Origin of the sequence: Enterococcus sp. 6D12_DIV0197 (assembly GCF_002174385.1) — a bacterium.
Taxonomy (GTDB): domain Bacteria; phylum Bacillota; class Bacilli; order Lactobacillales; family Enterococcaceae; genus Enterococcus_D; species Enterococcus_D casseliflavus.
In genome coordinates this window covers 1,980,864-2,000,117 of record NZ_NIBN01000001.1, presented here as the reverse complement: position 1 = coordinate 2,000,117, position 19,254 = coordinate 1,980,864, and the positions used below count along the sequence as shown (strand labels likewise).

18 protein-coding genes are annotated in these 19,254 nt (G+C 42.7%); all 18 read right to left on the bottom strand.

The annotated features are described in order from the left end of the window. Positions 1–172: 172 nt before the first annotated feature. A complete protein-coding gene (gene coaE, locus A5867_RS09150; RefSeq protein ID WP_086338258.1) occupies positions 173–766 on the bottom strand; it encodes a dephospho-CoA kinase in 594 nt (197 codons plus the stop codon). After that, positions 763–1,605: a DNA-formamidopyrimidine glycosylase gene (gene mutM, locus A5867_RS09145; protein ID WP_060792046.1), complete on the bottom strand. Its 843-nt coding sequence runs from the start codon at positions 1,603–1,605 to the stop codon at positions 763–765. The genes coaE and mutM overlap by 4 nt, the downstream gene beginning before the upstream one ends. Before the next feature lie 15 nt (positions 1,606–1,620). Beyond that, the gene (gene polA / locus A5867_RS09140) at positions 1,621–4,266 is read right to left on the bottom strand and encodes a DNA polymerase I (RefSeq protein ID WP_087627426.1); all 2,646 of its coding nucleotides are present in this window, start codon (positions 4,264–4,266) and stop codon (positions 1,621–1,623) included. A gap of 124 nt (positions 4,267–4,390) precedes the next feature. After that, positions 4,391–5,083, bottom strand: a complete 693-nt coding sequence (locus A5867_RS09135) for a Bax inhibitor-1/YccA family protein (protein ID WP_005235771.1) — start codon at positions 5,081–5,083, stop codon at positions 4,391–4,393. Continuing rightward, the gene (locus A5867_RS09130) at positions 5,076–5,549 is read right to left on the bottom strand and encodes a MaoC/PaaZ C-terminal domain-containing protein (RefSeq protein ID WP_005235769.1); all 474 of its coding nucleotides are present in this window, start codon (positions 5,547–5,549) and stop codon (positions 5,076–5,078) included. Before A5867_RS09130 ends, A5867_RS09135 begins: the two co-directional genes overlap by 8 nt. Before the next feature lie 141 nt (positions 5,550–5,690). Next, a complete protein-coding gene (gene murC / locus A5867_RS09125) occupies positions 5,691–7,025 on the bottom strand; it encodes a UDP-N-acetylmuramate--L-alanine ligase (RefSeq protein ID WP_005225995.1) in 1,335 nt (444 codons plus the stop codon). Positions 7,026–7,139: 114 nt separating this feature from the next. Further along, positions 7,140–7,604 carry a SprT family protein gene (locus A5867_RS09120; protein ID WP_087627425.1) on the bottom strand — a complete coding sequence of 155 codons (465 nt, stop codon included), beginning with the start codon at positions 7,602–7,604 and terminating at the stop codon, positions 7,140–7,142. Then, complete coding sequence (locus tag A5867_RS09115) at positions 7,601–9,787, bottom strand: Tex family protein (protein ID WP_087627424.1); 2,187 nt, start codon at positions 9,785–9,787, stop codon at positions 7,601–7,603. Before A5867_RS09115 ends, A5867_RS09120 begins: the two co-directional genes overlap by 4 nt. A gap of 137 nt (positions 9,788–9,924) precedes the next feature. Beyond that, positions 9,925–10,659 carry a metallophosphoesterase family protein gene (locus A5867_RS09110; protein WP_005231330.1) on the bottom strand — a complete coding sequence of 245 codons (735 nt, stop codon included), beginning with the start codon at positions 10,657–10,659 and terminating at the stop codon, positions 9,925–9,927. A gap of 165 nt (positions 10,660–10,824) precedes the next feature. Further along, a complete protein-coding gene (locus tag A5867_RS09105; RefSeq protein WP_087627423.1) occupies positions 10,825–11,196 on the bottom strand; it encodes a VOC family protein in 372 nt (123 codons plus the stop codon). 22 nt (positions 11,197–11,218) lie between these two features. Beyond that, positions 11,219–11,632 carry a DUF1149 family protein gene (locus A5867_RS09100; RefSeq protein ID WP_005225990.1) on the bottom strand — a complete coding sequence of 138 codons (414 nt, stop codon included), beginning with the start codon at positions 11,630–11,632 and terminating at the stop codon, positions 11,219–11,221. Between the two features lie 92 nt (positions 11,633–11,724). Further along, positions 11,725–12,777, bottom strand: a complete 1,053-nt coding sequence (locus A5867_RS09095) for a SepM family pheromone-processing serine protease (RefSeq protein WP_087627422.1) — start codon at positions 12,775–12,777, stop codon at positions 11,725–11,727. Next, on the bottom strand, positions 12,767–13,261 hold the full coding sequence (gene coaD / locus A5867_RS09090) for a pantetheine-phosphate adenylyltransferase (RefSeq protein ID WP_005231326.1): 495 nt from the start codon (positions 13,259–13,261) through the stop codon (positions 12,767–12,769). Before coaD ends, A5867_RS09095 begins: the two co-directional genes overlap by 11 nt. 1 nt (position 13,262) lies before the next feature. Further along, the gene (gene rsmD, locus A5867_RS09085) at positions 13,263–13,817 is read right to left on the bottom strand and encodes a 16S rRNA (guanine(966)-N(2))-methyltransferase RsmD (protein WP_005225987.1); all 555 of its coding nucleotides are present in this window, start codon (positions 13,815–13,817) and stop codon (positions 13,263–13,265) included. Between the two features lie 100 nt (positions 13,818–13,917). Further along, on the bottom strand, positions 13,918–14,262 hold the full coding sequence (locus A5867_RS09080) for a YlbG family protein (protein WP_005225986.1): 345 nt from the start codon (positions 14,260–14,262) through the stop codon (positions 13,918–13,920). Continuing rightward, positions 14,249–14,677, bottom strand: a complete 429-nt coding sequence (locus tag A5867_RS09075) for a YlbF family regulator (protein WP_005225985.1) — start codon at positions 14,675–14,677, stop codon at positions 14,249–14,251. The genes A5867_RS09080 and A5867_RS09075 overlap by 14 nt, the downstream gene beginning before the upstream one ends. Then, complete coding sequence (locus A5867_RS09070; RefSeq protein WP_015509623.1) at positions 14,664–15,794, bottom strand: CAP-associated domain-containing protein; 1,131 nt, start codon at positions 15,792–15,794, stop codon at positions 14,664–14,666. The genes A5867_RS09075 and A5867_RS09070 overlap by 14 nt, the downstream gene beginning before the upstream one ends. A gap of 15 nt (positions 15,795–15,809) precedes the next feature. Then, positions 15,810–19,238 carry a pyruvate carboxylase gene (locus A5867_RS09065; RefSeq protein ID WP_074933985.1) on the bottom strand — a complete coding sequence of 1,143 codons (3,429 nt, stop codon included), beginning with the start codon at positions 19,236–19,238 and terminating at the stop codon, positions 15,810–15,812. Positions 19,239–19,254: the final 16 nt, after the last annotated feature.

The following is a 19,254-nucleotide window of genomic DNA, read 5'->3' as shown; positions in this document are numbered from 1 at the left end:
CTGGGCTGGTACTTTGATGTTTAACCATTCATACACGATCGTCTTACTTTCCAAACCAAACAGTTTACGACGTGATTCAGCGCAAGTTGTTTTTAGAAATGATAGGGCTAGGATTGCTATTGAAAGATAGAATAGCAGGTTCCCTTTCACTGAAGGGAACCTGCTGTCTTATCTATTTGTTTAAGGATGCTAACCAATCATCGATCTGCTGATTGAGTTGGGCGATCGTTCCTTGATTATCAAAGACAATATCTGCCCGTTGTTTCTTTTTCTCAATGGAAAGCTGACTGTCGATTCGTTGTTGCGCTTCTTGCTCACTCAGTTGATTACGTGCCATCAACCGCTCTTTTTGAAGCGCTTCTGGCACATAAACGACTGCGGTTTGATCCATGTATTGGTCGTAGTCGGCTTCATAAAGCAAAGGAATGTCAACGATCAACAAGGGCACTTGCTGCCTTTTTTCTTCGATCTGAGACAAAATCTCTTGTCGAATAAATGGCGACAGCGTCTGATTCAGCAAGCGACGTTTTTCTGGATCATTAAATATCAGGGCACCGAGGGTTTGCCGATCCAGGTGTCCGTCATCGCTCAAAATCTGCGGACCAAAGGCTTGTGTCACCGCCTGCAAGCCCTCCGTATTCGGTTCAACGACTTCTCTGGCGATGATATCGGCATCAATAATCGGTAAGCCCAGTGAGCGAAAATGCGCGACTGCCGTACTTTTCCCAGTGGCGATCCCGCCAGTGACCCCTAAGACAAAACTCATTTGCTGGACCTCACATGCAATTTTTGGCACTGAGGACAAAAGTGCGTCCCCCGTTGGGCAACCTTGGTCTTGACGATTGGTGTCCCGCATCGCCCGCACGGATTGCCCGTTTGGCCATAGACATTTAATGACATTTGGAATTTTCCTGCTTCGCCCAATGCATTGAGATAGGTCCGAATGGTTGTCCCCCCTGCTTCAACGGCGCGTTCCAAGACATCGATGATCGCTTGATGCAACACGTTGGCTTCTGCTGGGGTGAGCGAATCTGCTGGTTGTTCAGGATGGATCTTCGCTTGCCATAGCGCCTCATCTACATAAATATTGCCCAAACCAGTCACAAGTTTTTGATCTAACAAAAGGGGTTTGATGGCTTTTTTAGACCGCTTCAATCCTTGTTCAAATGCTTCCAATAAAAACAATTCAGGCTTAGGCTCAGGACCTAATTGCATGATGCCTTTATAGGCTGCGCTTTGGTCTTTATCCACTAAAGTCATACGACCAAATTTTCTTACATCATGGTAATTTAACTGACTGCCATCTGTAAAATGGAAAATAACATGCGTATGCTTATCGACAATCGGGTCTGACTCAAAATACTCGTACTTGCCTTCCATTCGTAGATGAGAGATCAGATCATAATCTGTCAATTTAAAAATCAAAAATTTTCCACGTCGTTCAAATTTTTCAAACCGTTGCCCTTTCAACAGTGCCGAAAAGATCGGCACTTCAGGACTTTCGATGATTCGCGGCCAAAGGATCTCGACCGATTCGATCGTTTTATTTAAAACAAGTTTTTCAAGTCCTTTGCGGACCGTTTCGACTTCTGGTAATTCAGGCACCTCTGTTCACCTCATTTATTTTGCATCGTACCATGTTTTGCCCCAATTGCTGTCTGTCAGTAAAGGGACATGCAATGCAACGGCTTGCTCCATCACTTCTTTCACTAAAGCGTCAAGACGAGGCAATTCAGATTCAGGTACTTCAAAGACTAGTTCATCGTGTACTTGCAGCAGCATCGTTGCTGCTAATTTTTCTTCTTTCAAACGTTTCGCCAAATCGATCATGGCAATCTTTAAGATATCCGCCGCACTGCCTTGGATCGGTGTATTGATGGCGGTTCTTTCAGCAAAAGTCCGAATATTGAAATTGCGCGAATTGATATCAGGTAGGTAACGACGGCGATGATACAAGGTTTCAACGTACCCTTTGTCCTTCGCCTCACGAACCACATCCTCCATATACGTTTTCACACCAGGATATTTTTCAAAATACGTATCAATGTATTGTTGGGCGGCTTTTCTGGTGATTCCTAGATTCTGGGATAAGCCATAATCGGAAATACCATAAACGATACCAAAGTTGACCGCTTTGGCTTGACGACGCATATTTGGTGTCACATCTTCTGCTTTTTCGATACCAAAGACTCGCATCGCTGTGCTTGAGTGGATATCTTGACCTTCGATAAAGGCTTCTTTCAAATGGGTATCATCTGAGATATGTGCCAACACTCGTAATTCGATTTGAGAGTAGTCAGAAGAATAGATCACCCAATCAGCTTCTCGTGGCACAAAGGCTTCACGGATCTTTCGACCTTCTTCTAAACGAATCGGAATGTTTTGTAAGTTTGGATCGACAGAACTTAAACGACCAGTTTGGGTCAAGGTTTGTACATATCGCGTATGGACTTTGCAATCTCCTTGGATCACTTTTAATAAGCCTTCTACATAGGTTGATTGGATCTTAGCGATTTGACGATAAGTCAAAATGTCTTCAACGATTGGTGCTTGCTCTTTTAGTTGTTCTAACACATCGACTGCTGTCGAATAGCCAGTTTTGGTTTTTTTGATAACTGGTAAGCCCATTTTTTCAAATAAAATCACACCTAATTGTTTCGGCGAGTTTAAGTTGAAGGTTTCTCCAGCTTCGGCGTAGATTTTTTCTTCAATTTCATGCAACCGTTGTGCAAATTCGCCCTTCATCTGATGCAAGCGAGACGCATCAACTTTGATGCCGGTAATCTCCATCTCAGCTAAAATCATTGATAAAGGCAATTCCATTTCTTCAAAGAGCGCTGTTTGATTCTTCGCTGCCAATTCTTCCGTAAGTTTTGGGGTTAGGTTTGTAATCGCCGCTACTTTACGGGCTAAATGAGCAAAGAAGTCTTCCTCATCCGCCGGCAGCCCTTTTTTCGCTCCTTTTCCATAAATCGCTTCATCCGATTGGATCGCATCATAGCCATAGTGAGCGGCAACACCTGCGATGTCATTATTCGTATCATTCGTGTCTAAAAGATAAGCTGCCAATAAAACATCAAAAGCGATTCCTTTTGGTGCTGTCGTGTACCGGTTTAACGCCACGTACGTGCGTTTGGCATCATAGACGAATTTTTTACGTTTCTCGTCTTTTAACCAATCGGTAAAGGCTGGACTTTCAAACAATTCTTCACGATTGCTGACATAAATTTTTTCTTGATTGCCCCAAGCAACACCGACAATGTCTTCCAAATGATAGTTATCCCCCATCATCTCGACATACAATGCTGTGTCTCCCTGGAACATATCTTCCGTTACTTCTTCAACGACCGAAAACAAAATGTCTTCCATCTCAACTGGTTCAGCTATAATTTGCAGCTTATCTAAGAAGCTATTAAAGTTCATTTCTTGGTAGAATGGCACTAACTTCTCTAAATCTTTGCCTTCATATTTCAGTTTGTCAACATCGACCTCAATGGGCGCATCCACATCAATGGTTGCTAATTGTTTTGAAAGAAAGGCGATCTCACGATCATTGATCAAGTTTTCTTTCATCTTGCTTTTTTTCATTTCATCGATGTGTTCATAGATCCCCTCAACAGAGCCATATTCTTTCAATAGCTTGATGGCTGTCTTCTCACCAATTTTGGTGACGCCGGGAATATTATCGGAAGCATCGCCAGCAAGTCCTTTCATGTCGATGATTTGTAAGGGCGTTAGGCCGTCATATTTTTCAGCCACATGAGCGGGCGTATAACTTTCAATTTCGCTAACGCCTTTGACCGTAATGTCAACTTTCACGTGCTCCGTTGCCAGCTGGGTCAAATCGCGATCGCCAGATAAAACGACGACATCAAACAGCTCTTTATCGACTTTATTTGCCAATGTACCAATGATATCATCGGCTTCATAGTTATCTAATTCGTAGTATTGAACACCTAACGCGTTGATCAATTCGCGAATGTAAGGCATTTGTTCTTTAAATTCCCCAGGGGTTTTTGAACGTCCACCTTTATAATCTTCATACATCGCTGTCCTGAAGGTGGTTTTTCCAGCATCAAAAGCCACTAAAACATGTGTTGGCTGTTCTTTTGCCATCACATTTTCAAACATAGTATGAAACGCATAGATGGCATTTGTGTGCAGCCCATTGGCATTTTTAAACCGTTCTAATGAATTATGCAACGCAAAAAACGCGCGAAAAGCCACACTATTCCCATCAACGAGTAGTAATTTATTTTTTGGCATTTGATTACTCCTTTTCTCAAAAAGTTCCTCTTTATTCTATCAAAGAACGGGCACAAAAGCGATGAATTGCTTTGTTTTCTCTCTCATTTTATACAAAAAAAAAGGCGAGTTTCCTCGCACTTTTTTAGTTGTTTTTTCCAAAGATACGCAATAACGCAAGGAATAAGTTGATAAAATCTAAATACAGTTGTAGTGCCATGAAAACGGCCACTCCAGTATTTGCGCCACCATTCGTTGCGAAGTATACATTGCGGATTTGCTGATTGTCATAAGCGGTGATTCCCATAAAGACAAAGACGGTCACGATCGATAAGAAAAAGTCAACCGGTTGACTGCGTAAAATAAATACATTCAAGAGCGTTGAGATGATGATCCCGATCAACAGACCATAGCCGATACGACCAACCACACTTAGATCACGTTTGGTCATGATCCCAAATGCTGACATGACACCAAAAGTGACGGCTGCTGAAACAAATGCTCCCACGATCGATCCAAAGTCATAGATCATCAATGTCACAGACAAGGTCAATCCATTCAAGAGCGAATAGACTAAAAAGCCAGCAACGGTCAAGGACGGATTTTTCTGCGCCTTCACCCCTAATACAATAACTAGAATGATCTGTAAGATCCAAAGACCGGTAAATCCTAGCGGAAAATTGTCGATAAATTGCAGGGTTTGCGCTTTGAAGACTTCCCCAAAAATATAGGCTGAAATCGCACTGATCGCAAGCCCAACGCCGAAGAATAAATACACTTTTGAATAAAAGCGATTTAAGCCTTGGGCTTGGACGGTTTCATTGTTTAAATTATTCATCTTGTTGTTCCTCCTCATTTACTGCTACTGCTTTTGGCGGCTGGACCATGACCACAGCATCTAAAATACGATGATCTTCTGTGTTGATCGCTTCAACCGAAATAGTTACCACGTCTTTCATTTTATCCACTTTGATCACTTCGAATTCAAAGGTCAATGTTTCATAATGATATACAGGTTCAATAAAGTTCACCGAAAAATTGACTACATGAGAGCCAGGACCAGGCAAATGTTTCGATACGGCACTGGTGATGATCCCCATCAACATGATGGATGGGACGATTGGACGCTGATACTCAGTATTTTGCGTGTAGTCATGTTGAATATACAAAGGGTTTGCATCATTAGTAAGTCCTAAATATAACAACAGTTGATTGTCTTCGATCGATTCTGTTAAGGATAACGAATCGCCTTCCTCGATATCTTCAATACTTTTTCCTATTTTTCGCGGTTTCCCTATATTCAAAATTTAATTCCTCCAAAAAGAATAGTTTCATCTGAGTATATTCTATCAGATGCCGACAAAAGTGCAAGTTCGCGGTGCTGCTTTTGCAAAAACTTCAGATGTAAAAAACTCTTGCAGCAAACACGCCACAAGAGTCTTTGATTACAATACGTTACGAGTTGTATTGCTTAATAGTTTTTCATAGGCTGTCTCAAATTTTTGCACATCGCCTGCTCCCATGAAAATCACGACAGCATTTTGATGATCCAATAGCGGAGATACGTTCTCTTCTTTGATCACAGTTCCGCCTTTTTGAATTTTCTTGCCTAGATCTTCAATTTTAACATCTCCTCGTGATTCACGAGCAGATCCAAAAATGTCACATAGATAGACATGGTCTGCAAGATCCAATGCTTCCGCAAATTCATCCATCAAAGCGATCGTGCGGGTAAAGGTATGTGGCTGGAAGACAGCAATAATTTCTTTCTCTGGATATTTTTGACGAGCGCCATCGATCGTTGCTTTGATTTCTGCAGGATGGTGGGCGTAGTCGTCCACGATCGTCATATCCGCCACGATTTTTTCGCTAAAGCGGCGTTTCACTCCAGGAAATGAAATCATCTCAGCAGCAACTTCTTTCATATCCAATCCTTCTTTGTAAGCCACAGCGATCACACTTAATGCGTTGTTGATGTTGTGCTGACCAAACGCTGGCAAGACAAAATGGCCAATATTTTCACCATGGATAAAGACGTCGAACTCTGAACCTTGGGTGGTGCGTTCAATATTTTTTGCTTGGACATCGTCGTTATCGTTGACGCCGTAATAGTAGATTGGGACATCGGCTTCAAGTTTACGCAAGTATTCATCATCACCAAAAGCAAAGATGCCTTTTTTCACTTGACTTGCCATCGATTGAAAGGCTGAGAAGACATCCTCGATCGAGTGGAAGTAGTCTGGGTGATCAAAATCGATGTTGGTCATGATTGCATAATCCGGTGAATACGCTAAGAAATGACGACGGTATTCACAGGCTTCAAATGAAAAGAATTCCGCATCAGGTTCCCCATGACCAGTCCCATCGCCAATCAAGAAACTTGTTGGACGGATGCCGCTTAAGACATGAGAAAGCAATCCTGTCGTACTGGTTTTCCCGTGAGAACCGGTCACCGCAATACTCGTATAGGGCTGAATGAATTGGCCAATAAAGTCATGATAACGAGTAACTTCTAAACCAAGTTCTTTTGCCCGTACGATTTCTTCGTGGGTGTCAGGAAAAGCATTCCCTTGGATAATGACCATTTCTGGTTGAATGTTTGCTTTATCGAAAGGCAACAATTTGATCGCTGCTTTTTCTAGATCACGTTGAGTGAAGAAATATTCTTCCACATCAGAGCCTTGTACTTGGTAGCCTTTTTCGTGCAGAATCAAAGCCAATGAACTCATACCGGAACCTTTGATTCCAACAAAATGATGTATTTTGTTTTGATTTTCCATTATTATAATCCTCTTTTCTCAAATCCGCGTCGTAATAAAACGCGTGTATTGACAAATATCAGGTTGTCACACGACCTACATTATCATACAAAATGAAAAAAATAGCAACGAGTTTTATTTTTCGACTTGACTTTTCTCATCATTTCCTATTTCTAGCAAACGTCCACGACATTTTCCACAAACATATTTTTTGATATCCACACGTCGCTGCCGCCGAATCTCGCAGCCGCAATTTTGGCATCGATAGCGATGTTTCGCTGCCCTTTTGGCAGGAGGTGCATAACGCAAGCCTCCCGTTCTTGCCAGCAATGCTTTAAAAGCAGGATCTTGGTGACGGTGACCAAGACCTGCTAAGTGCAAATGATAGTGACACAATTCATGCTTGATAATGCCGATAAAAACCTCCATCCCGTGTTCTGTGAGCATGGTTGGATTGAAATCCAAGTGGTGATCACTTAGATGGTAGCGGCCACCGGTTGTTTTTAAGCGAGAATTAAACAACGCTCGATGCGTGAATGGTTTGTTGAAAACAGACAGCGACAGCTCTTCCACCAACCGCTGCAGTTCTTGTTGGGTCATTTTGCATTTCCCGGATCGACCATGGTTAAACTGATACGGCCTTTTTTGACATCTACTTGCTCGATCCAAACGGTTACGACATCACCGACGGAAACAACGTCTTTCGGATGCTTTACAAACGAATGGCTCAGCTTCGACAAATGCACCAGTCCATCTTGTTTGACACCGATATCGACGAAAGCACCAAAGTCGATCACATTTCGAACCGTTCCCTTCAGTTCCATTCCCGGTTTTAGGTCCTCCATACTCAGCACATCTTTGCGCAATAATGGCGCTGGCATTTCATCACGCATATCGCGTCCAGGCTGCATTAACGCCTTTAGGATATCCGTGATGGTTTCTTTGCCGACTGACAATTTTGCGGAAAGCTCCGCTGGGCGTAGTTGGGCAAGTTTCGCTTTATTTTCTTCCATTTGCTCTTTCCCTAGCTCCGCTAAAGAAATACCCGCGATCGCCAAAATTTCTTTGGCAGTGTCATAACTTTCTGGATGGATCCCGGTATTGTCCAAAATGACTTTTCCGCCAGGTATCCGCATAAAGCCGATCGCCTGTTCATAAGCTTTTGGTCCTAAGCGAGGGACTTTTTTCAGTTGATTCCGCTGCGTAAATACACCATTTTCTTCTCGATAAGTCACGATATTTTGAGCAGTGGTTTTATTTAAACCAGCTACATGCTGCAAGAGTGCCGCACTTGCGGTATTGACGTCAACGCCAACTTGGTTGACAACAGTCTCAACAACAAAATCCAATTGTTCAGCGAGGCGTTTTTGCGAAACGTCATGCTGGTATTGTCCGACGCCCACGGATTGTGGATCAATTTTGACTAATTCTGCCAAGGGATCTTGCAGACGGCGGCCAATACTGATAGCGCTGCGTTCTTCCACTTGCAGATCAGGGAATTCTTGACGAGCGATCGGACTGGCAGAATAAACAGAAGCGCCTGCCTCATTCACGATCACATAATATACTTCTTGATCGATCAATTTTAATTGTTCAGCGACGAATTGCTCTGATTCCCGACTCGCAGTCCCATTACCGATTGCGACCATCTCGACTCTATAGGTTTGTAATAAGCGACGAAACGCTGGTCCGGCAGCTTCTCGCTTATTCATAGGCGCTGGTTTATGAGGATAGATCACTTCGATCGCTAGTACTTTTCCAGTCTCATCAATGACGGCTAGTTTACAGCCTGTACGATACGCTGGATCAAAACCTAAAACGACTTTGCCCTTCAATGGCGGCTGCAGCAACAGATTGCGAAGATTTTCTCCAAAAATCGCAATTGCTTGTTCGTCAGCTTTTTCTGTCAATTCATTGCGGATCTCTCGTTCGATGGCTGGTGAAATAAACCGTTTCAGCGCATCAGCAGCTGCAGCTTCAACAAAACCGGCTGCGGGTGAATCCCTATTCGTGATCAATTTGCGACGTAGGTAATCCATGATTTTTTCTTCATCTGCCACAAGGGCGACCTTCAAGATGTCTTCTTGTTCCCCACGATTAGTGGCTAAAATTCGGTGGGATACCATCTTATTGATAGGATGCTGGAAATCGTAATACATTTCATAAACGCCTTTTTCATCTTTTTCAGCATTTTTGACCGTGCTTTGATACAGTCCTTTGTTTGTGTAATAGCTGCGGATCCAACTACGAAACTCTGCAGTATCACCAACGCCTTCTGCAATGATCTCGTGCGCGCCTGCTAAGGCATCTTCTACAGTAGGAACAGCATCACTGATAAATTCGGCCGCTTTTTCTTGAACGTCACCTGCTTTTGGGAAGCTTAACAGCCACTGAGCAAATGGTTCCAAGCCGTTCTCTTTGGCGATCGTCGCTTTGGTGCGTCGTTTTTGTTTATAAGGACGATACAGGTCTTCGACAGCCTGCATTTTTGTCGCAGCTAAAATCGCCTGTGATAGTTCAGGCGTTAGCTTTTCTTGTTCTTCTATCAAACGCAAAACCTCTTGCTTGCGTTTCTCTAAGTTTTCTAAGTACTGGTATCGCTCTTCAATTTCTCGAATCTGAACTTCGTCAAGTCCATTCGTCATTTCTTTACGGTAGCGGGCAATAAAGGGGACGGTATTTCCTTCTTGCAATAACTGCAACACCGTACTGATTTGTTTTTGGGTAAAAGCGGTTAATTCTTGTTTTACTAAATCAAGTACCTCTTGATTCATTTCTGCCATTTGTTCTCACCTTTCCTTTGTTGCTTTTGCTATTTTAACATAAAAAAGACAGCCATTGAGCGAACAAGATTGCACGAAAACAATGTTGCTTTCGCGACTCTTGTTATGGCTGCTTTTGTCTTTTCTCAAAAAGACTTTTAAAAGTCTGGTTGCCAAGGACCTGCTAAATTTTGGTATTCGATGTCCTGAACGATCCCTTTGTCATCAAAAATCACGCCATGCACCGATCCACCAAATACTGCCCCGCCATCGATGCCGATTTTGTCGTCTTGTTGCCATAGATCCGTCGTCTGCATATCTCCATGCAGCATGGGCGTGATGGTATGGCCAAAAACGATCGTTTTTCCTGTACGGTTTTTTCCTTTATGAAACGGCTCGCGAATCCAGATAAAATCATGGTCTGCGGTCTTACGCCAATCTTTTTTACTTAAATCCACGCCCGCATGAACAAAGAGATACTTTCCCCATTCGTAATAAAGCGGTCGCTCCATCAAAAACTCTATTAAGTCTCGATAGCTACTGCGGATCATTAAGGCGATTTCCGTCGGCGAATACTCCTCAGTAGCGCCTGTATGCAAAAGACTTTCAATCGTTTCTTTGCCGCCATTGCGTACGTAAGCGGCAAACCAATCCTCAGGGGCATTTAGAAATTGCAGAAAATACTCCTCGTGATTGCCGCGTAAATAAATCGCTTGGTATTCTTCGACTAACTTTTTTCCCAGAAAAAAACACTCTTTTGACTTCGGCCCCCGATCATTTAAGTCTCCAATCAAAAGCAGCTGATGGAGCTTAGGGTCATAATCGGTAAGAAGTTTTTTAAACAGATCGGCCATTCCATGAATATCACTGATTGCATATAGATAGTTTTGCATAGTCATTTCCTCCTTAAAGGCAATTGATTCTCTTGTTATCAATTTTAGACCTTTGCCTGTAAAATGTCTTGCAATAAAACGAAAAAACCAACCATTTGTCCTGAACAGTACGACAACATAAAGTCGGGTTCAAAAGGACGAATGATTGGTTACGATCGACAAAAGCTATTTTCCTGATACAGCAAAATAATTGCCATCCGGATCGGCAAAATTGAAAACCAGTTGTTCTTCCATCTGAATCAATTCACCCACTTCTACTTCCATCTCTAAAAGCTTCTTATAAAGTATCGTAATATCTTCTGCAAAAAACATGATCGATGGGGAATTCAAAGCGACTTCAGGTGAATGTGTTTCGATAAACTCACGGTCATATAAGACAAAATGTGCCTCCGCCTCTTTTGATGGCGCGATTTCAACGACGGATGTTCCATCAACGGTTTGTTGTTCAATGATCACAAACCCTAGTTCTTGCCAAAACTCAACTGCTTTCGTCACATCGTCAACGTATAGCATCACTTGCATTTGATTGGAAAACAATGGGCATCCCTCCTATTTCTCGTTATTCGTCTGCTTCCTTCGCTTCTTGCGCAGCGTTCGAATTGGTATTAAAGTTCAATTGTAAACCTGGTTTGTCGGTCACGATCTCTGTCACTTCATAAGTCAAGCGTTTGACGATATCAAACAAGGGCTCAACCAAGCGATCAGTTTCGGCTTTCGTCAAATCCTCTCCAGAATTGACTTTGCGATTCAAAATATGATTGACTTGTCCGACACGTCCTGACAAAACGTAATCAGGGAACACCAATTGGAATTCTAAGCGGGCACCAATAATACTGTTTTTTTCCATATATTCTTCATCTTTGACTTTTAACGGCGCAAAGCCGACATTCAATTTTGTTTCCATTTCTTTGTCTTTCGGTTTCATATCAAAATGATATGCTTCAACGATCGGTTGTTGTCTTTTTAATTCCACTAGATTCACACTCCTTATCTAAAAGTATAGCATAACCTTTTCTTTGAGCCTACTGTATTCTTTAGACAATAAAAAAAACGGCAAGTGCCGTTTTAATTTGCTTCTTTTAGTGTTGCTAGGTAGTCCAATGCATCTTGGACATTGGCGATCGGAACGATTTTCATGTCTGTGTCTAACTTCTTCGCTGCTGCCACTGCCTCTTCGTAATTCGTTTTAATGGAAGGATCTATTTCACGCTCTTCATCAGTGATTTCATCGTCCGGAGCAAAAAAGATTTCTGCTCCACTTTCGCTGGCACTCGCTACTTTTTTGTCAATCCCACCGATTCGACCAACCGTCCCATCAGCTGAGATCGTTCCGGTTCCAGCAATATTATGGCCTTTACGCAAGTTATCTCCAGTTAGCTGTTCATAGATTTCAAGGGTGAACATTAACCCAGCTGAAGGCCCACCGATATTGCCAGAATCGATCACGATCTCTTCATCAGAAGTGATCTCTGTATGATCGACGAGTGAGATGCCGATACCTGCTTTTTGATTGCTTTCCAGTTCAATTAATTTGCCTGTTGCTTCTTTTTCTTCACCATCTTGCAAGTAAGTTACGGTGATCTCATCACCAATGGTTTGACTTTGTACATAGTCGATAAAGTCTTGGCTACTTTTAAATTCTTTGCCATTGACAGCGGTGACGGTATCTCCAACGGATATTTTCCCCGCAAAACTGGAATTTGGATCGATCCCCATGACATAGACCCCTTTATAGGTCATTTCATAAGGCAAGTCTGCCAGCTTTAATGCTTGCTCAATCGCACTATTTTGCGAGGATTCCATATAATAGCGCTGGATGCGATTGTACTCCTCATCTGTCGAACCGCCTAAAAGTTCTTCCTCACTGATCAAGTCTTGAAATTCATTGAATTTCGTTCCAATCGCCGTAAACACGGTAGCCTGTCGAATCCCGACACTGGTTAAAGAAAAGGAGCCGGCTGAGGTGTCTTCTTTTTGATTGACGGTAATCAATTCTTTTAAATCGATCGTTGCACCAGGTTGCTCGATATAATAAGGAATCGGCAAAAAGGCACAGGCTGCGATGATCAGTGCTAAAACAAACAAGAGAACATATTTGATCGTTGATTTAAGATTCATTGGTATCACGCTTCTTTACTATAGCATCGTAGATATTTTGTGGTAAATATTCCGCCACATCGCCGTTAAAGGTTAAGATTTCTTTCAACAAACTGGAGCTGATGAAACTATGCTTTGCATCTGCTAAAAGAAAGACGGTCTCCAGGGAAGGTTCTAAGTGATGATTCATTTCCATGATGTCCCGCTCATACTCATAATCTTTCACACTGCGAATGCCTCTAAGCAGAAACTGTGCGCCTAGTTTTTTCGCGATCGTGACCGTCAGCTCCGTTTCTTGCGCCAGAATCTTGACGTTTGGAATATGAGCGAGGGCTTCTTCAATTAGATGAACTTTTTCTTCACTTGTAAAAAAACTTTTTTTATTGGTATTTGTAAAAACACCCACGATCAGTTCATCAAAAAGCGTTGCGCCTCGCTCAATCAGATCCACATGACCTGACGTCAGCGGATCAAAACTTCCTGGAAATAAAGCAATCTTTTTCATGTTATCCCTCATTTCTATAGATCGTCACCGCAGATATGCCATAGGTTTGGGCGCGCATCAAATGCAAAGAACCAATCTTTTCTGGCAAGACGATGGACTTATCTGTTTCGCAAACCACATAAGCAAACGGACGAATCAATTCATCCTTCAGCATAGCTTCTAGCTGTTGCAGGATCTCTTGCTTTGCGTAAGGTGGATCTAAAAATAGATAGTCAAAGCTTTGTCCCTCAGCTGCAAACTGGCGTAAGGCTTGATTGGCATCCATTTTTAGTACCGTGAACTTTTCTGGTTCTTTGGTTATTGCAATATTTTCACGGATCACTTTGATAGCTGGAAAACTACGGTCGACACAAACGGCATGCTCCGCACCACGAGATACCGCTTCGATCGCTAAGCCCCCGCTCCCACTAAACAGATCCAGTACAACTCCTCCATCTAAATATTGCCCTAACATGTTAAAGATCGCCCCTTTTACTTTGTCTGTCGTGGGGCGAGTGTTATCTCCAGCAAGACTTTTTAATCTGCGGCCACCATATTCTCCGGCTACTACACGCATGCGTTTTTCCCTCCAAGATCTTCGTAAATACAAATATAGCACTGTTTCTATAAATAGCAATAAAAAAATGGCGGTGACTCAAGGCACCCCCACTTTTCTATTACACGTTTTCTGCCAATCGAATCATCGTATTTTTTTCTTCGATATCAAACCCTTCATCTTTCACTGGATAGGCTGCTGATGTACCAATTTTTTCAGCAAAATCCATTTCGACATCTGGTCGATAGGAAGCTTCAACTTGTCGAACAAAGTGAAACTGCTCGATTTTTGTTTTTTTGCTTTCGTATTCTTCTTCGTTCAAATACATGACCACGTATTTCATTTTGCGTGACACATAATGAACGAAGCCAAAACGACGCAAATTTTTTAGTTGACGTAGGCTGTAGACCCATACGATCAATCCTCGACGCTTCTGCATCGTAAAAGGCGTTTTATCCTCGTGCATGACAATTTCCTCCACAACTTGATTTTGATTGAAAAAAAGGACTTCCAGCATCCACTTTGACAGTTGGTGAAAAACACGTAGAAATCGCTACGGTCAGTTCATCCAGCAAACGCTGCAGCTGCGTTTCACTCCAGCGGTACTCGCTCACTTGCTCATTGAGATCCAGCTGTCGCTTAGCTGTGCGCATCGCACGCTTTTTCTCTTTGAAATCAGGGGCATATGCGCCGTACGCTTCAATTCTTTCAAAATCCAGCTTTTTTTCTAAAAACGTTCGCATCAATTCCTGAGCAACAGGATCTTGATGCATGGTTTGTTTCGCTATTTGATAGTTTCTACACGTTTCACTCGCTTTGATTGCCGTTACAAGTGAATCGATTTGATCTTCAATCTCGAAAAAGGCTTCATCGTAAATCATCTGATGTACTATCCTCGGTCCCTTCTACATCTTCTTGCACTAAGACTACCATATTTGCTTCAGAAAAAGCAATTCCTATCTTTTCTGATTGTTCATGGGTCAAACGTTCAGTAAATCTTGGGTTACTGAACCAAGATAAAATAGTAAAGGTTGGATCATAGACAGGCGCTTCAAAAATCGAAGCAGAAGCCTCTAACTCCTTCGCTGCTAATAACTCCTGCCACTCATCGTTCGTCAAAACAAAATTACTCGTTTTTTCCGAAGAAAGAGCACGTTGATAGGAATGGATGCGTTGAGAGGTCAAATGATCCGATAGATTATTCGTCAAATCCGCTAAAAGTCCGACCGCATCTTGATGCGTCTGGGTATCTTGTACAAAGCTTTCCAAACCGATTTGATTACGAAGCTTATCAATAATGACAAAGGCTAACGTCTCTTTTTCAAGATCAGCTTGTGCTTGGTCAATCGTTTGCGAAACTTGAAACAGCGGTCGTTCTCCTTCTGTCAAGGGATAGGGCGCTAACTTAAGCAGGGTCGTCTGATCCAAATAAGTGATCGCCTGCAGTTGAGCCGTCTCTTGATCAAAGAATAAAACAGCAAATGTCCCATTATCAAACGCTACTAAGGGTCGGTAGTTCATATCTTCTTCCATCAATTCAAAACTGATGGTGCGATCATTTTGTGTCAAGGTAAAATTTGGATAAATCATGGTCAGCTCAGTCAAGTCAGTCAAGGTCATGCCCATTGCAAAGGGCGCTAGGGAAGATCCCCCGGCGCCGATCACTTTGATTGCCTGCACACTCTCACCATCAGTATTGATCTCAACATATTGCTGATCGTCTAATTGATTGTAGACCCGAATTTCAAACTCGTAGCCCGAGCGATACGTTTGAACTGGAAGCCCGTAGATTTCTTCAAAATCAGAAACAGGCTCCCCAATCAATTCAGCTAATCCTTGGGCTGCGATTGGTTCGTAATTCATGGTCGTTGGTGCTTTGATTGGGTTCTCGATCGTCATTCTTGAATCTGAAGCGTTTTGCATGAATACTGGCTGCAAATACACGATTATCAGGGCTAGGACAAATAAGCCGCAAAATAATAATCCCCTTCGCTTCATCTGCTGATCGACTCCTTATTTTTCTTTGACTTCAATCAGAAGGTCTCCTGACTGGATTGGTTCCCCATCGGTCACGTAAACATGCTCAACTACACCAGAAAAGCGAGCTTCGACGGAAGTTTCCATCTTCATCGCTTCAGTGACCATCAACGTCTGTCCACGTGCTACTCGGTCACCTTTTTTGACTAATACTTCTAAAACTGAACCACTCATGGAGGCACCGATTTGTTCTTTGTTCGTTGGCTCTGCTTTGCGTTTTGTTTGAACAGAACTGATGATCGAACTATCTTTCACAACGATTTCTCGTCGTTGACCGTTCAAGTTAAAGAAGAGGGTCCGATTGCCTTCGATATCTGGTTCACCGATTTCATCGAGACGAATGATCAAAATTTTGCCTTTTTCTAATTCGACATTGATCGTTTCGCCTAAACGCATACCATTAAAGAAGGTTGGTGTATCAAGGACTTTTACATCGGCAAACTGCTCATACGCTTTTCGATAATCAAGGAAGACTTGCGGATACATCAAGTAGCTCAAGACTTCTTCGTGTTTTGGTTCATAGCCGATTTTTTCAGCTAGTTCTTGTTTCACTTCAGCAAAATCAACTGGTTTGGCAAAGGCTCCTGGACGTTCCGTAAAGGCTGGGCGTCCTTTTAAGATAATGCGTTGCAATTCTTTCGGGAAACCACCGACTGGCTGACCTAACTCGCCTTGGAAGAAGGTGATCACTGATTCTGGGAAACTCAATGTATCGCCTTTTTCAAAAATATCTTTTTCTGACAAGCCATTTTGTACCATGAAGAGCGCCATATCGCCCACGACTTTCGAAGAAGGTGTCACTTTCACGATGTCTCCAAACATCATATTGACTTCATGATACATTTCTTTGATTTCATCCCATTTTTCGCCTAAACCAACGGCTTTGGCTTGTTGCTGGAGATTGGTATATTGTCCTCCTGGCATCTCATGCTTGTACACTTCCGTTTGAGGGGCGTTCAAGCCATTTTCAAAGGAATGATAGTACATGCGGACATCTTCCCAATAGTGATTCAATTGTTGGATATTATCCACATTGATCTCTGGGCAACGCTCGCCGTTTAAAAGAGCATAATACAAACTACTCATACTTGGCTGACTCGTTGCGCCACTGATAGCTGACATAGCGACATCCACGATATCAACGCCAGCTTTGGTAGCTGCTGAGTAAGTGATAATCCCATTCCCGCTGGTATCATGCGTGTGCAGATGGATCGGTACATCGATCGTATCTTTTAACTCACTGATCAAACGATAAGCCGCTTGCGGTTTTAATAATCCAGCCATATCCTTGATCGCAATAATATGGGCACCAAGATTTTGCAATTCTTTTGCCATATCTTTGTAATATTGTACCGAATATTTTTGGCGGGATGGATCATTGATATCCCCTGTATAACAAATCGTCGCTTCTGCAATTTTCCCCGTATCACGAACAGCTTGGATACTTTTCTCCATTTGTGGGACCCAGTTCAAACTATCAAAGATTCGGAATACATCGATTCCTTGTGCCGCAGATTCTTTGATGAATTCTTCCAAAACATTGTCTGGATAATTGGAATACCCGACAGCGTTGGAGCCTCTAAACAACATTTGTAAGAGTGTATTCGGCATTTTTTTCCTGAACATCCGCAATCTTTCCCATGGATCTTCTGTTAAGAAACGGTATGCAACGTCAAAGGTTGCCCCACCCCACATTTCACTTGAGAACAATTGTGGTAGGCCAGCTTCCGTCATCGCGGCAATTTTCTTAAAGTCATGGGTTCTTACACGAGTTGCCAACAAACTTTGATGGGCATCTCGGAAGGTTGTATCCGTCAGTAAGACATTCTTTTGTTGACCGATCCATTCAACGACACCCTCGGCACCTTTCGTATCTAAAATATTTTTGGCGCTGACAAAATCAGGCGTTGCTTGGATGTGTTGTGGCATCCGTGGTTCATTGTAGAAAGGTTTCTTTTGTTTTTCGATTCCCGGGAATCCATTAATCGTGATTTCACCGATATACTTCATGGTTTTGTTTCCACGGTCACGAATCCGAGGGAAATTGAATAGTTCTGGCGTATTGTCGATAAAGGTGGTTTTGGCTTCCCCTGAACGAAAGGCTGGATGAGAAACAACATTACGCATAAAGAGAATGTTTGTTTTCACACCACGTACTCGGAATTCTTTCAGACAGCGCATCATTTTTTGAATTGCTTGGTCGAACGAAGCAGCATGCGTACAGACTTTTACAAGTAGCGAGTCGAAATAAGGGGTTACCACTGCACCGGCATAAGCATTTCCGACATCTAAACGAACCCCAAATCCACCCGGAGAGCGGTAGGTATCGATCTTACCAGTATCTGGCATAAAATTATTCGCTGGATCTTCTGTCGTCACGCGACATTGGATCGCAACACCCTCAAAGCGAATGTCTTTTTGTTCAGGAATTCCGATTTCTTTATGCAAGTCTTTGCCTTGTGCAATCAAAATTTGTGTCGTCACGATGTCTAAATTGGTGATCATTTCAGTGATCGTATGTTCCACTTGAACCCGTGGGTTTACTTCGATAAAGTAGAATTTGTCGCCCTCTACTAAAAATTCCACGGTTCCAGCATTGATATACCCGACATGCTTCATTAGTTGAACGGCTGCTTGGCATATTTTTTCCCGTTGTTCATCAGTCATTGACACACAAGGTGCCACCTCGACTACTTTTTGGTGGCGGCGCTGAACCGAGCAATCACGTTCAAATAAGTGAACGACGTTTCCGTGCGTATCTCCTAAAATTTGGACTTCAATATGTTTTGGATTACTAATGTATTTTTCAACGTAGACTTCATCGCTACCAAATGCCGCTTTGGCTTCACTTTTGGCACGTTCGTAGCCGTCTCTTGCTTCTTTTTCATCATGAGCGACACGCATGCCTCGCCCACCGCCCCCAAGGGCTGCTTTGATCATAATTGGATAATCATGTTCGTTTGCAAAAGCTAAAACGTCATCGATCGATGCAACTGGACCGTCAGAGCCAGGAATTGATTGAATCCCGGCCTCGATCGCTGCTGCTTTTGCTTTGATCTTGTCGCCAAAAATATCTAAATGATGGGTGGATGGTCCGATGAAAATCAAACCTTCTTCTTCACAGCGTTGAGCAAATCCCAGATTTTCTGATAAAAAGCCGTATCCAGGATGGATTCCTTCGGCACCGGCCTTTTTCGCCGTGCGAATGATATCTTCAATGTCTAAATACGCATCGATCGGACGTTTGCCTTTCCCCACTAAATACGCTTCGTCTGCTTTAAAGCGATGGACGGAGTATTCATCCTCCGCAGCATAAATTCCGACAGTTTTGATCCCAAGTTCCGCACATGCGCGGAAGACACGGATCGCGATTTCTCCACGATTGGCAACAAGAATTTTCTTCATCTAATCCACTCCATTC

What these genes read in the sequence shown, in the direction of transcription:
- A5867_RS09115 (WP_087627424.1), bottom strand. Translation starts at nt 9,787, where the DNA reads ATGGCAGAAATGAATCAAGAGGTACTTGATTTAGTAAAACAAGAATTA.
- murC (WP_005225995.1), bottom strand. Translation starts at nt 7,025, where the DNA reads ATGGAAAATCAAAACAAAATACATCATTTTGTTGGAATCAAAGGTTCC.
- A5867_RS09135 (WP_005235771.1), bottom strand. Translation starts at nt 5,083, where the DNA reads ATGAATAATTTAAACAATGAAACCGTCCAAGCCCAAGGCTTAAATCGC.
- A5867_RS09065 (WP_074933985.1), bottom strand. Translation starts at nt 19,238, where the DNA reads ATGAAGAAAATTCTTGTTGCCAATCGTGGAGAAATCGCGATCCGTGTC.
- coaE (WP_086338258.1), bottom strand. Translation starts at nt 766, where the DNA reads ATGAGTTTTGTCTTAGGGGTCACTGGCGGGATCGCCACTGGGAAAAGT.
- A5867_RS09110 (WP_005231330.1), bottom strand. Translation starts at nt 10,659, where the DNA reads ATGCAAAACTATCTATATGCAATCAGTGATATTCATGGAATGGCCGAT.
- A5867_RS09120 (WP_087627425.1), bottom strand. Translation starts at nt 7,604, where the DNA reads ATGACCCAACAAGAACTGCAGCGGTTGGTGGAAGAGCTGTCGCTGTCT.
- coaD (WP_005231326.1), bottom strand. Translation starts at nt 13,261, where the DNA reads ATGAAAAAGATTGCTTTATTTCCAGGAAGTTTTGATCCGCTGACGTCA.
- A5867_RS09080 (WP_005225986.1), bottom strand. Translation starts at nt 14,262, where the DNA reads ATGCACGAGGATAAAACGCCTTTTACGATGCAGAAGCGTCGAGGATTG.
- A5867_RS09070 (WP_015509623.1), bottom strand. Translation starts at nt 15,794, where the DNA reads ATGAAGCGAAGGGGATTATTATTTTGCGGCTTATTTGTCCTAGCCCTG.
- A5867_RS09075 (WP_005225985.1), bottom strand. Translation starts at nt 14,677, where the DNA reads ATGATTTACGATGAAGCCTTTTTCGAGATTGAAGATCAAATCGATTCA.
- A5867_RS09095 (WP_087627422.1), bottom strand. Translation starts at nt 12,777, where the DNA reads ATGAATCTTAAATCAACGATCAAATATGTTCTCTTGTTTGTTTTAGCA.
- polA (WP_087627426.1), bottom strand. Translation starts at nt 4,266, where the DNA reads ATGCCAAAAAATAAATTACTACTCGTTGATGGGAATAGTGTGGCTTTT.
- rsmD (WP_005225987.1), bottom strand. Translation starts at nt 13,817, where the DNA reads ATGCGTGTAGTAGCCGGAGAATATGGTGGCCGCAGATTAAAAAGTCTT.